The sequence below is a fragment of the Pseudoalteromonas sp. 0802 genome (genome assembly GCF_013350085.1).
Taxonomy (GTDB): Bacteria; Pseudomonadota; Gammaproteobacteria; order Enterobacterales; family Alteromonadaceae; genus Pseudoalteromonas.
Window position 1 is genome coordinate 21064 of sequence record NZ_JABVXE010000010.1, and the last position, 15837, is coordinate 36900.

General features: G+C 42.4%; 13 protein-coding genes and 1 tRNA gene. 5 read left to right on the plus strand and 9 right to left on the minus strand.

The window, feature by feature from the left end; translation table 11 throughout:
• Positions 1–20: 20 nt before the first annotated feature.
• Positions 21–1763 (minus strand): arginine--tRNA ligase, encoded by a 1743-nt coding sequence (gene argS / locus HUS61_RS14650; RefSeq protein WP_138599630.1) that lies wholly within the window; start codon positions 1761–1763, stop codon positions 21–23.
• A 61-nt stretch (positions 1764–1824) separates the two neighbouring features.
• Positions 1825–3408 (minus strand): peptide chain release factor 3, encoded by a 1584-nt coding sequence (gene prfC / locus HUS61_RS14655; protein WP_175082930.1) that lies wholly within the window; start codon positions 3406–3408, stop codon positions 1825–1827.
• Positions 3409–3659: 251 nt separating this feature from the next.
• Here prfC and HUS61_RS14660 point away from each other — a divergent pair, with 251 nt between their 5' ends.
• Entirely contained in the window at positions 3660–6314 is a 2655-nt protein-coding gene (locus HUS61_RS14660; RefSeq protein WP_175082931.1) for a hybrid sensor histidine kinase/response regulator, read from the plus strand.
• On the opposite strand, the gene rimI is transcribed toward HUS61_RS14660, so the two are convergent.
• The 5 genes from rimI to guaB all read right to left on the minus strand — a co-directional run bounded on the left by rimI (position 6311) and on the right by guaB (position 10485).
• Positions 6311–6757: a ribosomal protein S18-alanine N-acetyltransferase gene (gene rimI / locus HUS61_RS14665; protein WP_175082932.1), complete on the minus strand. Its 447-nt coding sequence runs from the start codon at positions 6755–6757 to the stop codon at positions 6311–6313. The genes HUS61_RS14660 and rimI overlap by 4 nt on opposite strands.
• Complete coding sequence (locus HUS61_RS14670; RefSeq protein ID WP_175080297.1) at positions 6744–7046, minus strand: hypothetical protein; 303 nt, start codon at positions 7044–7046, stop codon at positions 6744–6746. The genes rimI and HUS61_RS14670 overlap by 14 nt, the downstream gene beginning before the upstream one ends.
• Positions 7047–7114: 68 nt before the next feature.
• A tRNA-Trp gene (locus HUS61_RS14675) sits at positions 7115–7191 on the minus strand.
• 146 nt (positions 7192–7337) lie between these two features.
• Complete coding sequence (gene guaA, locus HUS61_RS14680) at positions 7338–8915, minus strand: glutamine-hydrolyzing GMP synthase (RefSeq protein WP_058585715.1); 1578 nt, start codon at positions 8913–8915, stop codon at positions 7338–7340.
• 100 nt (positions 8916–9015) lie between these two features.
• Complete coding sequence (gene guaB, locus HUS61_RS14685) at positions 9016–10485, minus strand: IMP dehydrogenase (protein ID WP_054551225.1); 1470 nt, start codon at positions 10483–10485, stop codon at positions 9016–9018.
• A gap of 134 nt (positions 10486–10619) precedes the next feature.
• Here guaB and xseA point away from each other — a divergent pair, with 134 nt between their 5' ends.
• On the plus strand, positions 10620–11954 hold the full coding sequence (xseA, locus tag HUS61_RS14690) for an exodeoxyribonuclease VII large subunit (RefSeq protein WP_175082933.1): 1335 nt from the start codon (positions 10620–10622) through the stop codon (positions 11952–11954).
• A gap of 11 nt (positions 11955–11965) precedes the next feature.
• Here the strand turns inward: xseA and HUS61_RS14695 are convergent, their stop codons facing one another.
• Both HUS61_RS14695 and cysE read right to left on the minus strand, forming a co-directional pair.
• Positions 11966–12556, minus strand: coding sequence for a hypothetical protein (locus tag HUS61_RS14695; RefSeq protein WP_175080302.1), 591 nt, complete (start codon positions 12554–12556; stop codon positions 11966–11968).
• An 86-nt stretch (positions 12557–12642) separates the two neighbouring features.
• A complete protein-coding gene (cysE, locus tag HUS61_RS14700; RefSeq protein ID WP_054560835.1) occupies positions 12643–13467 on the minus strand; it encodes a serine O-acetyltransferase in 825 nt (274 codons plus the stop codon).
• A gap of 338 nt (positions 13468–13805) precedes the next feature.
• Between cysE and HUS61_RS14705 the strand changes: the two genes are divergently transcribed.
• The 3 genes from HUS61_RS14705 to HUS61_RS14715 all read left to right on the plus strand — a co-directional run bounded on the left by HUS61_RS14705 (position 13806) and on the right by HUS61_RS14715 (position 15803).
• The gene (locus HUS61_RS14705; RefSeq protein ID WP_306464837.1) at positions 13806–14210 is read left to right on the plus strand and encodes a hypothetical protein; all 405 of its coding nucleotides are present in this window, start codon (positions 13806–13808) and stop codon (positions 14208–14210) included.
• A gap of 3 nt (positions 14211–14213) precedes the next feature.
• A complete protein-coding gene (locus HUS61_RS14710; protein ID WP_063527559.1) occupies positions 14214–14531 on the plus strand; it encodes a helix-turn-helix transcriptional regulator in 318 nt (105 codons plus the stop codon).
• A 330-nt stretch (positions 14532–14861) separates the two neighbouring features.
• Positions 14862–15803, plus strand: a complete 942-nt coding sequence (locus HUS61_RS14715) for a sensor domain-containing diguanylate cyclase (RefSeq protein WP_175082934.1) — start codon at positions 14862–14864, stop codon at positions 15801–15803.
• Positions 15804–15837 lie beyond the last annotated feature (34 nt).

Sequence of the window (15837 nt, forward strand, 5' to 3'; positions counted from 1 at the left end):
AGCGAACTACACGAAGCAGATTACATTTGCTCCATGACTTCGATACCTAAAAGATCCAATCCTGACTTCAGTGTCTTAGCAACCAAATTACACAGTACTAAACGGCTGTCACGAACACTTGGCTCTACGCCTTCTTTTAGAACTGGGCATGCTTCGTAGAACGTCATGTATAGGCTTGCTAGTTCGTATAGGTATCCACATAATACGTGCGGTGTCGCTTCGCTGATCATTAGATCAAGTACTTCTTCTAACTGAAGCAGTTTAAGCGCCAGCGCTTTTTCTTGTGGCTCGTTGATTGCAACGTCGGCTGTTAATGACGCTGCATCGATACCTGACTTACGGAAAATACTGCGAACACGTGTGTATGCATATTGTAGGTAAGGCGCTGTCGCACCTTCAAAGCTCAGCATAGTGTCCCAGTTGAAGATATAGTCGCTAGTACGGTGCTTAGAGAGATCCGCATATTTCACTGCGCCAATACCTACTTTACGGGCAATTTCGCTACGCTCTTCGTCGCTTAAATCTGACTCACGCTCAGCAAGCTTAGCTGCGGCACGAGTGATAGACTCTTCAAGTAAATCAGCAAGCTTAACGGTACCGCCTGTACGTGTTTTGAATGGCTTACCGTCTTCACCCATCATGGTGCCGAATGGGCAGAACTCATAACTTGTTTCATCACGTAATAAACCTGCTTTACGTGCTGTTAGCTCAACTTGATTGAAGTGTAAGCTTTGACGTGCATCTACAAAGATTAAGATGCGATCAGCACCCAGTTTATTTGAGCGGTAATCACAAGCAGCTAAGTCAGTTGTCGCATATAAGAAACCACCACCCGATTTCTGTACTATAAACACTGAAGGCTCGCCGTCTTTGTTAGCAAGCTCGTCTAAGAACACCACTTGCGCACCGTCAGACTCAACGGCAATGTTTTTGTCTTTTAATAGTGCGATGATGTTTGCAAGTTCGCTGTTGTAAGCACTTTCTGCCATGATGTCATCTTGCGTAAGTGTGACGTTTAGACGCTTGTAAACTTCTTCAGAGTGCTTTACAGAAGTCGCGATGAATAACTTCCACAGTTTTTCACAGTGTGCATCGCCGCTTTGTAATTTAACAACGTAATTACGGGCTTTGTCGGCAAACCCTTCTTCATCATCAAAGCGTTTTTTCGCATCACGGTAGAAGGTTTCAAGATCGGCCAGCGCTACAGACTCTAAATCTACACCTTGATTGATTTGATCTTCTAAGTGCGCGATTAACATACCAAACTGAGTACCCCAGTCACCCATGTGGTTTTGACGAACAACTTCATCACCACGGAACTCAAGAGCACGAACAACTGCATCACCAATGATGGTTGAACGTAAGTGGCCTACGTGCATTTCTTTAGCAAGGTTAGGTGATGAGTAATCAACAACCACTTTTTGCGCTGTTGCATGAGGCGCAACTGCTAGCTTTTCGTCTTCGTTTGCTGCTTTTAAGCTAGCTGATAAAAACTCAGGCTTTAGGTGAATATTGATAAAACCAGGGCCCGCGATTTCAGTTTTTTCTGCGATATCTGCAAGGTCTAGGTTATCGATAATTTTTTGTGCAAGTTCACGCGGGTTTGATTTTAATTTTTTAGCTGCGCCCATTGCGCCATTGATTTGGTAATCACCAAACTGTGGACGTGTGCTTTGTGTTACCGCTGGATTAGTGTCTTCAGGTAACCCGGCTGCAACCATAGCAGCAATTGCTTTGTCGATTAAAAGAGTACGAATATTCATTGTAATTTTTACCTTTATGGCCCGCTGTACGGGCACTTAAATTTGAAGCAGACTTAGCGTATTAGTTTTCGCGCGTATGGTTAAACTTGATATCTGGATAGCGTTCCATCGACAAGTTTAGGTTTACACGGCTTGGCGCGATATAAGTAAGGTTATCGCCACCATCAAGCGCTAAGTTGCTTTCGCACTTACGCTTAAACTCTTCAAGCTTTTTGGTATCGTCTGAGCTTACCCAACGTGCAGTGTTAACACTCACACCTTCGTAAATCGCATCAACGTTGTATTCTGCTTTTAAGCGCGCAACAACCACATCAAACTGTAGTACACCGACCGCACCTACGATAAGGTCGTTATTGATAAGCGGTCTAAATACTTGCACAGCACCTTCTTCAGATAGCTGAACTAAGCCTTTTAATAATTGCTTTTGTTTTAATGGATCTTTTAAGCGAATACGACGGAATAATTCTGGCGCGAAGTTAGGAATACCACCAAACTTCATTTTTTCACCTTGCGTGAAGGTATCACCAATTTGAATTGTACCGTGGTTGTGTAAACCAATGATGTCACCTGCGTAAGCATCTTGCGCTCGCTCACGGTCACCGGCCATGAAGGTTACCGCATCAGAAATACTGACTTGCTTACCAATACGCACATGGTTCATCTTCATACCTTGGCTATATTTGCCAGATACAATACGCATAAAGGCGATACGGTCACGGTGTTTAGGGTCCATGTTCGCTTGGATTTTAAATACGAAACCAGAGAAGTTATCTTCTGTTGCCGCAACTTGGCGGTCTTCTGTTTCGCGAGGTAATGGCGCAGGAGCCCACTCAGTTAAGCCATCAAGAACATGGTCAACACCAAAGTTACCAAGTGCTGTACCAAAGTAGACTGGTGATAATTCGCCAGCTAAGAACAGATCTAAATCAAACTCGTGCGATGCACCAATGACAAGCTCTAGCTCTTCACGAAGCTGCTCAGCAAGTTCGCTACCAATCGCAGTATCAAGCTCAGGGTTATCTAAACCTTTAATAACGCGCACTTCTTGAATTGTGTGGCCTTGACCTGTGCTGTACAAAATCGTTTCTTCACGGTGAATGTGGTACACACCTTTAAACTCTTTACCACAACCAATAGGCCAAGTTACCGGCGCACAGGCAATGTTTAGCTCAGTTTCAACTTCGTCTAATAACTCCATTGGGTCACGAATATCACGGTCACACTTATTCATAAAAGTTACGATAGGTGTGGTACGTAAGCGTGTTACTTCCATTAATTTACGAGTACGATCCTCAACACCTTTCGCTGCGTCGATGACCATTAGACATGAGTCAACCGCAGTCAGTGTACGGTAAGTATCTTCAGAGAAGTCTTCGTGTCCTGGAGTATCAAGTAAGTTAACTAGACGCTCGTTGTAAGGAAATTGCATAACAGACGTGGTTACCGAGATACCACGTTCTTTTTCCATTTCCATCCAGTCTGATTTTGCGTGCTGGTTTGAGCCACGACCCTTTACGGTACCCGCTTTTTGAAGCGCTTGTCCGAATAACAGAACTTTTTCTGTAATAGTGGTTTTACCCGCATCCGGGTGCGAGATGATCGCAAAGGTGCGTCGTTTATTAATTTCGGTAGTTAAATTAGACATGTAAGCTGCTTTTAGTCATAACAAAGCGCACTTAACTGCCTTATAAATTATAAAGCTCGGTGCGCACTGTAAAAATAAAATAGAATTGCCGAGCATTATACCTTGTTTGTCTTAGCCAAAAAAGCAGCGATTGTAAGTAATTATTCACCTTTCGTTGAGGATTTTCGTTGTTCACTTTTTTGCTAAGCTTGTGTAATCAAGTTGTAACGCATACTATTGATAAATTGCACGGAGGGATATCAATTTAGGTCATGAAAACCAGTAAGCTCAGTATTCGATTATTATGGTATATCACACCATTAGTGATCTTACCTTTGTTGTTTTTAGGTGGCTTTACGTTAACCAATGTGACCAATTCAACAAAAAAACAAGCTGAGCTGATTGTCAGTCGCTTTGTTGAGCAACAGCAGCAAAAAATCTTCAATTACATTGACTCATTTCACTCGATTACCCGGTTGCTTTCGACTTCCCCTGTATTGGCAGACTTTTTAGCCCGCGAACCTGAATCAAAAAACCAATACATTGAACGCCTTGGCGAGTTAATGAATGTATTTGCAAGCTATTCAGAAGCTTATCCTGACATTGTAAGTATTAACTATGTTGCCCCAGACGGTAAAAGCGATGCATTTTATTCAAGCCAATTAACCCCTGCGCCGAAAAGTTACCCGTTTTTTGATCAAGTACTGCAATCAAATTTGCGCCAACAGCAATTTATGATCTCCAAAGAAGATGGCTCAACTAGCCTGTACTTTGTGCACCCAATTTATAATATCGATTACTACTTAAAACAGCCGCAGCAACTTGGGTTTATTGTTGTTCATGTTGAACCATCGATATTAAATGCCAGTATTTTAGAAGCGCCATTTAATAACACTCTAAATTTGTTTTTGACCACTAAAGGGCAAATTTTATTTAGCTCGGACTATGACCTACGCGGCAGTTACCTAAGTGAATACGAGCTTGAACAAATTAAGAGTTTGGCCGATTACGGCAAACTAGCCAGTATTGAGCTGTCGAGTATCGATAAAGAAGAGCGCATCATCTACGCGGTACAAATGACCGACGGTGATTATTTTATCTCTACCACTCCCAAAGATTTGCTATATCAGTCTGGTAAAGCCATCAGTTTAATTACTGCATTAATTGTTATTATTTCAGTAATTTCACTGCCTATTTTGATCTACATTGTGGTGCGCAACTTACTACTTACCCCAGTCGAATTATTAGGGGCTGCAAGTCACCGAGTTGGTGATGGTGATTTATCGGTGTATTTGCCCGCCCATACAAATGATGAAGTAGGTGTGCTTTTCAACGACTTTAACCACATGGTGAACCAAATTCGTCATTACCAAGACGAGCTTGAAGAATATAAACATCACCTAGAAGAAAAAGTTGAAAGCCGTACTAAAGCCCTCGAAGCAATGAATAGCAAGCTAGAAGTAGCAATTGCGCAAGCTGAGCAAGCAAACCAACTGAAAAGCCGCTTTTTAGCGAATATGAGTCATGAAATTCGTACTCCACTTACCGCAATTATGGGCTTCACAGAGCAACTTCTGCACAACAAAGATGCGGTGAATGATGAGCAGCATTTAAGCACTATTTTACGTAACTCTAAGCACTTGCTTGAGCTCATCAATAACATTCTTGATTTATCAAAAATTGAAGCTGAAAAACTCGCCGTTGAGCGCGGGCCATGTAATGTAGTGCAGCTTATTCATGATATTGATTCGATTATTCGACCACTGGCTAATGAGAAGCAACTGGCGTTTAATATCAACTACAAGCTACCAATACCCAAAACTATTAATAGCGATACCACACGTTTAAAACAAATCTTGATCAATATTGCCAGTAATGCAGTTAAGTTCACTGAGAAAGGCAGTATCTCGATTGATATTAGTTACAACAGCGAAAAACAACATTTACAATTTGCGATTCAAGATACCGGTATCGGTATGTCTGAGCGCGAAGTTGAGCGGGTATTTAAACCGTTTGAACAAGCCGATGCGACGACAACTCGCCGCTTTGGTGGTACGGGTCTTGGCTTGTGTATATCGAAGAACTTAGCCCAGTTATTGGGTGGTGATGTACAGCTTATTAGTGAACCTGGAAACGGCAGTTGTTTTACCATACAAGTTGCTGCTCATTTAAATGCCGAGCAGTTACAAAATGAAGGCTTTATTCATAGCTATGAGCAGCTCTCACCAAGTAAAGACGTTCAGCTGTCATTCGCAGCGAATAGCTTTGATGCCAATATTCTGGTAGCCGAAGATAACCCAGATAACCAGTTACTGATCAAACTACTGTTACAAACTTGGGGGCTTGAGCCTGACATCGCGAAAAATGGGGCTGAAGCAGTAGAAATGGCATTGGTAAATGATTATCAGCTGATCATCATGGATATGCAGATGCCTGTCATGGGCGGCTTAGAAGCAACGCAAATGCTACGTCACGCAGCCTATGATGGCCCTATCATTGCGCTTACGGCCAATGTAATGAAAACCGATGTCGATACCTACATAGAGGCTGGCTGTGATGAAGCACTCGCCAAACCAATCGACAAAGATGCTCTAGAGCAAGTTCTTGTAAGCTACCTACACATTGAAAAAGACAGTCAAAACAAGTGGGAAAACTTACTAAAAAGTGAGAAGTTCCAACAAATTAACGACAACTACCGTTCAAAACTACCTGATTACTTATCTCAAGTCGTGCAGTTGTATCGTGCTAAAGAGTGGGAAGCACTCCGGTCATTGGCGCACAGCCTAAAAGGCAGTGCGGGGTGTTTTAGTTTTGAAGCAATTCATAAGACCGCAGGCCAACTTGAAAATGCATTACGCAGTAATCAAACAGAGCAAGTTGAACAATGTTACACCGCACTTATCGATGCCCTTGAAGAGGCATCTTAAAGGCTAAAGCTCATACCCATCAAAATAGCGTCTTCGTTGCCTGTCGCGGTTGGGTAATAGTTCTTACGCACCGACATATGTGCAAAGCCAGCGTTTTCATACAGGCCAATAGCGGGTGCATTCGACTCACGCACTTCTAAGAATAGGTTTTCAGCTTGGTACTGCTCGCCGTGCTCAATAAAGGCATTTAACAACTGCTTAGCAATGCCCTGCCCTTGGTACTTCGGCGCAACACAAATATCCATTAAAGTGTAATCTGGGCCCGCTTGTTCACCAATATAAAAACCTAGCATCTCATCACCTTGAAAAGCGGCTAGGTTAAAATAACGCCCAGCTAAACACGACAGCATAGTTTTCTCTGTCCACGGGTGACTATGGCAGGCGTTCTCGATAGCCATTAACTGGCTAATATAGGTTGCATCTACAGGTTTAAAGCTTATCAAGTTGTTCACCGATTAAAGACCAAAGTTGTTTTTTCTGTTCGCCATTGAGCTTATCGCTTGGTAAGCCTAAGCAGCCCTCTTGCCAGCTAATATTTGCTGTTTTAACGATTTGGGTAATAACTAACGGTGCAAATGCTTTTTCGAGGTCTTGGTGAAACTGTAACGGAAGCGTCAGTGTTTCTTGTTGAGTGTTTGGTATCTGTTCGCCAGAAGTATCAGGCGCAGTTCGATAGTGTTGATTCAACTCTAAAGATTGTACAGAGAATATCGCAGCGTAACTTGGATTCATAACAACTCAATCATGATTAAGAGCAAGTAATATAGGGAGATTTGCGATTAAAGTAAAGAAGGAAGAAATGGCAGGGGCGGAGAGATTCGAACTCCCAACCGTCGGTTTTGGAGACCGCTGTTCTACCAATTGGAACTACGCCCCTGCAATGACGACGCATTATATAGAGCTTTTTTCAAAGGTAAAGTAAAAAAACACAGTTTTTAGTTTAACTGCTTCTTAAATAAACAAAACGGCGAATTAGCAAGCTAATTCGCCGTTTTTGTACCAATTCAGGTCAAAATAATAAAATTATTCCCACTCGATTGTTGCCGGTGGCTTACCTGAAATATCATAAACAACACGTGAGATACCATCGATTTCGTTGATGATACGGTTAGAAACCACACCTAAGAACTCATAAGGTAAGTGTGACCAACGTGCCGTCATAAAGTCGATTGTTTCTACACAACGTAGCGATACAACCCAGTCATATTTACGCGCATCACCCATTACACCTACCGATTTAACTGGTAAGAATACAGTGAAGGCTTGACTTACTTTGTGATAAAGCTCTGCTTTGTGTAGCTCTTCAATGAAGATAGCATCTGCGCGACGTAGTAAGTCACAGTACTCTTTCTTGATTTCACCAAGTACACGAACACCTAAACCAGGCCCCGGGAATGGGTGACGGTAAAGCATGTCGTATGGTAGACCAAGCTCAAGACCAATTTTACGTACTTCATCTTTGAATAGCTCACGTAAAGGCTCAACAAGACCCATTTCCATATCGTCTGGTAAACCACCTACGTTGTGGTGAGACTTGATTACGTGTGCTTTACCTGTTGCTGATGCAGCAGATTCGATTACGTCTGGGTAGATAGTACCTTGACCTAACCATTTAGCGCTTTTCAGCTTTTTAGCTTGCTCGTCAAAAACTTTAATGAAGGTATGACCAATCGCTTTACGCTTATCTTCTGGGTCATGTTTACCAGCAAGATCTGCTAAGAATTGATCTTCAGCATCTACTTTAACAATGTTTAGGCCAAACTTATTGCCGAACATGTCCATAACTTGCTGACCTTCGTTTAAACGAAGAAGACCGTTATCAACGAATACACACGTTAGCTTGTCGCCGATTGCACGGTGAATAAGCATGGCAACAACAGATGAATCAACACCACCTGATAAACCTAAGATAACTTCGTCATCACCTACAGTTTCCTTAATACGCTCAATAGCATCGTCGATAATTTTAGCTGGTGTCCATAGCTTTTCACAGCCACAGATATCAATCGCGAAGCGCTCTAGTAAGCGCAAACCTTGGTGAGTATGAGTTACTTCTGGGTGGAACTGTACGCCGTAAAAACGTTTTTCTTCCCAAGACATTGCTGCATGTGGACATGTTGAAGTTTTAGCAGTTGTTTTGAAAGTCTCTGGTACTTCCATCACTTTATCGCCGTGGCTCATCCAAACGTCTAGTACGCCTGCACCGCCGTCAGTAATGTGGTCTTCGATAGCATCGAATAACGCACAGTTACCTACTTTTTCAACTTGCGCATAACCAAACTCTTTCTTATCAGAGCTGTGTACGCTACCACCTAGTTGCGTTGCCATTGTTTGCATGCCGTAACAGATACCAAGTACTGGAACGCCTGCGTTAAATACATACTCAGGAGCACGTGGGCTGTTTTCAAGTGTTGTAGACTCAGGGCCACCCGACAAAATAATACCTTGTGGATTAAATTCGCGGATTTGCTCTTCAGTTACATCCCATGCCCATAGCTCACAGTAAACACCAATCTCACGTATACGACGTGCGATTAACTGTGTGTATTGCGAACCAAAATCTAAAATGAGAATTCGTGAATCGTGAATGTCTTTGCTCATGGAGTATCTCGTTAGTCAGGAACTGCTCTCCCAAAGGGAGATGATCAATAAATTAGGGCTAGCAGATGCTAGCCCATGTAATTTCAATACCTTAAGGTAATTAACCTAAGCGGTAGTTTGGCGCTTCTTTAGTGATTTGCACGTCGTGAACGTGTGACTCACCCATACCAGCTGAAGTTACGCGAACAAATTGAGGTTTAGTATTTAACTCTTCAATTGTTGCACAGCCTGTTAAGCCCATTGCACTGCGAAGACCGCCCACCTGTTGGTGAATGATTGTCGCGATAGGACCTTTATAAGCAACACGGCCTTCGATACCTTCAGGAACAAGCTTGTCTGCTTCGTTCGATTTTTGGAAGTAACGGTCTGATGAACCTTCTTTTTGGTCCATAGCACCAAGGCTACCCATACCACGGTATGATTTGTAGTAACGACCTTGATATAGCTCAACTTCACCCGGTGCTTCTTCAGTACCGGCTAACATTGAACCCACCATTACACATGATGCACCAGCAACAAGTGCTTTTACGATGTCACCAGAGAAACGGATACCACCGTCAGCAATAACAGGAATATCACGGCCTTTTAAGCCTTCAACTGCGTCAGAAATAGCAGTAATTTGTGGAACACCACAACCTGTTACGATGCGAGTAGTACAGATAGAACCAGGGCCGATACCAACTTTAACAGCATCAACACCCGCATCAGCAAGAGCAATCGCGCCTTCAGCTGTTGCAACGTTACCTGCTACGATTTGTAGATCTGGGTATGCTTGACGTGTTTGTGCAACACGGTCGATAACACCTTGTGAGTGGCCATGTGATGTATCGATAAGTAATACGTCAACACCTGCTTCAACAAGTGCTGCGATACGCTCATCAGTACCCGCGCCAACACCAACAGCTGCACCTACACGTAGACGACCTTGCTCGTCTTTACATGCATGCGGCTTGTCTTGTGCTTTTTGATAATCTTTTACAGTGATCATGCCTTTCAGTTTAAATGCATCATCAACTACGAGAATTTTTTCGATACGGTGCTCGTGCATTAGACCTAAAATTTCATCACGGTCTGCACCTTCTTTAACAGTCACTAACGATTCTTTTTTCGTCATTACTGTAGAAACAGGTTGCTCAAGTTTCGTTTCAAAACGCATATCACGGCTTGTCACAATACCAACAAGGTTATTGTCAGCGTCGGTTACAGGGAAACCTGAAAAACCTTTGTCTTCTGAAAGCGCGATAGCATCAGCAATTGTAAGATCCGCAGTCACAGTAACAGGGAAAGAAACAATGCCCGCTTCGTAAGTTTTAACTTTACGAACGTTTTTAGCTTGCTCTTCAATTGTCATGTTTTTGTGGATGAAACCTAAACCGCCCTCTTGCGCTAAAGCAATCGCTAAGCGTGCTTCTGTTACAGTATCCATAGATGCTGAAACTAGCGGCAAGTTAAGATTGATACCACGCGTTAAGCGAGTTGAAATATTTGCCGTGTGTGGCAAAACAGTAGAATGACCTGGTACTAAAAGTACGTCGTCAAAGGTAAGAGCTTCTTTAGCGATTCTTAGCATAGTGCAACTTCTCACATGTGGATCTGAGTATAAGGAATTGCGGCCAAATTTTATCAGCGTTGTGAGCACGAGTAAATAAAATTATTCATTTATTTGTGTTAAAGTACACAGAGAATTTTTTACTGGGGTTTTTAATGGCTTTTACGCAATCAACACAGCCTGTTTACACGGTCTCGCGCCTAAATAAGGAAATTCGCCATGTTTTAGAACAAGGCTTTTCATCGCTTATCTTAAATGGTGAAATTTCTAACTTTATAGCCCCTGCATCTGGACACTGGTACTTCACTTTAAAAGACGACCGAGCACAGGTAAAAGCGGCAATGTGGCGCGGCAATAATCGCGGCCAAACTTTTCGCCCGAGCAATGGTGCACAAGTAACTGTGCGTGCCCGCGTATCTTTATATGAACCTCGTGGTGATTATCAGCTGATTGTTGAGCATATGGCCCCTGCTGGCGAAGGCTTATTAAAGCAAGAATTCGATGCGCTAAAAATGCGCTTAGCTGCCGAAGGCCTATTTAGCTCAGCCCATAAAAAACCATTACCAACCAATATTAATCGCGTTGGGGTGATCACCTCAGCCACTGGTGCAGCTATACGCGATATTCTAACGGTACTTAAACGCCGTGCTCCGCAGCTAGAAGTCGTGATTTACCCAGCTATGGTGCAAGGCGCAGATGCACACAGCCAATTAATAGAAAAAATAAACATCGCCAATCAGCGTAACGAAGTAGATGTGCTTATATTAGGTCGCGGTGGTGGTTCACTCGAAGATTTGTGGTGTTTTAACCATGAGCAACTAGCTCGCGCTATTTTTGAAAGTCGCTTACCTATTGTTAGCGCCGTTGGTCACGAGGTCGATACCACAATTAGTGATTATGTTGCCGATATTCGCGCCGCAACACCTTCTGCAGCCGCCGAGCTAGTTAGTCCAAATACCGAAGAGCTACATAACAAAGTTACGCAGTTAGTTAGGCACTTAAATCATGCCTTTAAACACGCTTTAGCTGTAAAACGCAGTACTGCCACTCAATTTGAGCATCGCTTGCAGCTATGCCATCCCCGTAATCAGCTCAATCAACAAGCGCAAAAACTAGATGAACTTAGTTTGGCCTTACACAGCGCAATGAGTGGCAAAATCCAGCGATATGAGCGAGTACTTGCTAACCTAACACCACGTTTGATGCAACGCTCACCCGAAAAGCAGTTAGCGAAAAGCGAGCATCAGCTCACGCAATTACATGCCCGTCTTACACAAGCGATGCAACAGCAACTTTCAAGTTCTCGAAACCAGCTTTCTTTACAAGCGAGTCGTTTAGATTCTGTGAGCCCACTCAGTGTGTTAGCACGTGGTTACAGCATTACTAAAAACCAACAAGGTGGCGTAGTAAAATCGGTTAACGATGTAAGCGTAGGTGAGCTTATAACCACCGAGCTTGCTGATGGGCAGCTACAATCAAAAGTTTTTTGATATCTTTGATATCACTGCGTGCTTGCGATGATTGTTAGACTATCGTCACTTGAGGTGGTGGAGGTAAATTTGAATTGCTTCCACCAGCTTTGCTCCATCATTTTATCGGTCATGTTGCGCCAATAATGGCTTGGCAAATCATCAACATCCTCTGGTTGCAATAGCTTAAACTGACACACAGAGCTTTTGCATGTTGAGACACTAAGCTGTGGTTGCACTGGTAAATCGGCCATGATTAAAAAATCACTCATAGCTGTTTCAACTTGGTAGGCCCAAGCCTCATCCCGAGATTGCTCTTCTAACAAGGTATAAAGTTCATCCAGGTGTGAGTCGATTTGCTGCGGAGGTATCGCGCTTGATCGGTAACTGGCAATCACTGCTTGTTGGTTTTCGACTTGTAACTTCAGCTCTGCTACTTGTTGCTCAAGCTCGCTTTTGCTAACAGCTGCTGAACTATTTGAATTGACTTCAGCGACTTGTTTATTAATAACAGGCGCTATAGCAGTGGCTTGCTGCTCTGGTGCTTGAGCTATTTGCTCTTCAACAAGTTGTTGCTGATAAGTTTGCGGCTGTTGTTGTGGGTCTGATTGAAAAAGTGACATAGCGACAGCGCCACAAATAAATGACGCTGTAACAGCTAATCCGAAGGATAATTTAGACAATTCCATTGCTCTTTTAAAGTGTAAAACTACAACATAGCACTGGTGTGGGAGGCATTACTAGCGGTAGTCGTACCATCATCTAAAAAGTTTTGGTTCATGCTCTCTGCTGGACAGGGACAGCTCGGTTTGCCGACCACTTTAGCAGGTACCCCAACCACAGTTGTGTGTGCTGGAACCGCACTTAACACGACAGAGTTTGCACCAATACGTGCCCCCTCTCCCACTTCGATGTTACCTAGTACTTTTGCACCCGCACCAATCAATACACCGGCGCGAATTTTTGGATGACGGTCACCTTGCTCATTACCTGTACCACCTAAGGTTACAGATTGTAGAATCGATACGTTATCTTCAATAACTGCTGTTTCACCTATTACAATCCCAGTTGCATGGTCAAACATAATACCATGACCAACTTTACAAGCAGGATGGATGTCAACGCCAAATACTTCTGAGGTTCTGCTCTGAATGAAGCGAGCAAGCTCTTTTCGGTTTTGTTGCCATAAACAATTTGCGAGTCGGTGTGCTTGTATTGCATGGAAGCCTTTAAGGTTCAAAATAACAGTTAAGTAACTATCGGCCGCAGGGTCGCGATCTTTAACTGCTTTTATGTCATGAGCCACATGCGTCAGCATTAGATCACATTTAACAAAGGCTTGGTCGAACAATTCACGGATAGTAAATGCTGATACCACCGCATCTGCAAGTTTATTTGCCACAATAAAGCTCAGCGCCGAACCTAAGCATTCATGATTTAACACGCACGAATAAACGTGACTTGCTAAAAGCGGTTCACGGGAAACGACTTCGTTTGCTTCATCTCGAAGCTTTTGCCAAATTTCATGACGCATAATATTGCCTTTCTGGTTGTACCTAACTGCTAAGCCTTAAGTTTAACGGATTTGTAGCAAGATGTACTAACCCGTTGTTTATTTGTTCTGGTTATATCTAATAACCAGAGTAACAATACCTATTTTTACTCTTTTTGCTGTGCTTTTTTGCCAATCGCATATGACAGTAGCAAATTCTAACTCTAGCCGAGCAACTTAATTAAAGTGCTTATTTTTCAATGACAAAACAGATATGACATCTTGCCTGTCATATGCCAAAATAGGAACTGGCATATCGCTGACGGCGTAAAAAACAAAAATAATCATTAAATTTACATCATCAACTTAACAAGGAAACGATGATGAAAAACGACGTACTAAACTCACACAAGCTAGGTTATAAATTTTACTTTCAAGATGGTGACAACCAAATCGCTTGCTTTGGTCACATCATGAGCGGTAAAGAAAAAGTATATGTAAACGACGAATTGGTAAGTGAAAAACGCAGCTTCGGTTTTAAAAGTCATCATGACTTTAGCTACCAAGGTAATACTTATGCAATCAAATTCGAGATGAAAAATATACTCACAGGCAAGCTTGAATGTTCGTTTTATAAAGCTGACAAATTAGTTAAACAGAGCACACAAACCTCACTTACTGATAATCCAAAACAAGTAGCTTTGGTTACCTTAGGCTGTTTTCTTGGTGGGGCAATATCGGGTTATGCAGTTGTTACTTTTATTGAACCATTTCTTGGGAAGTAAGTAATGCAACTGAACCCCAATACAATAAAAGCACTTAGACTTAAATTCGATTGGACGCAGCAGCAATTGGCCGATGCCTGTGATGTAAGCCTACGTACCATTCAACGAGTTGAAAAAGAAGGTGCGGCATCAAAAGAAACCACCATGAGCCTATGCGCAGTTTTTGAAGTGCGCCAAGGTGAGCTTATTAAGCTCGATGACGAAGTATCAGAACAAAGCACAACACATGCAGTGAGTAAGCAAAATCTCGCTGCAATAGTAGCGGCTTCTTCGTTTGTCAGTTTTGCCCTTGGTATGGCAACGGTATTTGTTATTTTTTAGGAGTGATAGATGACTAAAGAACAACGCGGCTACGCTACACTTATAGGCTTTGTAATAGCAACCATGCTATTTGCGATAGCAGTTAAAATTGGCGCAATGCTTTAGCATTTCTAAGCATATAAATAAAATATAACTGTCAGAACTGAGCGTTGAGCTAGGTGCTGGCAGTTTTTTCATATCAGCACCTACAAATACCTGTAGATATCTACTTTCTAATAGCCAAGCTATAAGTAAAAGACAATACCTTATTAATTGTTTTTTATGTAAACCACGGTGAAAACCCAGCATTTATTGCTAATCTTAAAAAAGTGATAATGGCTAGGAACTAATGTGGTTGAATCAAAAGAGTTTCTAAAATCAATACTCGATACGATCTCAAAACATATTGTTGTAATTGATGAGAAAGGTGATATTCAATTTGTGAATCGTAGTTGGCAAACTTTTGGCGATGAAAATAATTGCCAGTGTAATACCCAGTGGGAAGAGCAAAACTACCTCGCAATATGTCAATCAGCTGCACAGCAAGGTGATGAGTTTGGTGCACAAGCTTTATCTGGTATTAGTCAGGTTATAAACCAACAACTAACCGAGTATTACCTAGAATATCCATGTCATAGCAATACCGACAAGCGTTGGTTTTTAATGCGAGCAGTGCCCTTCGAGCATGCATCAAAACGCTTTATCGTCATTAGCCATATAAATATTACCGAACGTAAAATCGCCGAGCAGCAAGTACAAGAACTTGCTCGTATCGATGGTCTCACACAAATAGCTAACCGACGTCATTTTGATGATTTTTATAAGCAAGAATGGAGCCGCTGTGCCCGCTTAAAACACCCCTTGTCGTTAGCCATGATCGACCTTGATAACTTTAAGTCTCTTAATGACAACTTTGGTCATCTGGTGGGTGATATTTGCTTGAAAGAAGTGGCAAAACGATTACCTGATTATACTCGCAGACCTGGTGACTTGTGCGCTAGATACGGCGGTGAAGAATTTGTACTGGTACTTGGTAATACGCAAAGCCATCAAGCACAAAAACTCATGACGCGTTTTATGGCAACGCTGAACACGATTCAACTACCAGAGCTTGCCGGTTATCCCTTGACGGTTAGTATTGGTTTAGCAACTATTTACCCAAATAGCAGTGATGATGCCATGTTACTTATTGAAATGGCTGATAGTGCGCTTTATCAAGCAAAAGAAGCTGGCCGAAATCAGCTTGTGGTTGCAGATAACATCGAGCCATTAAACATAGAAAAATGCCCCTAATAAGGGGCATTGATTAGAGCTTGTTTACTCAGTT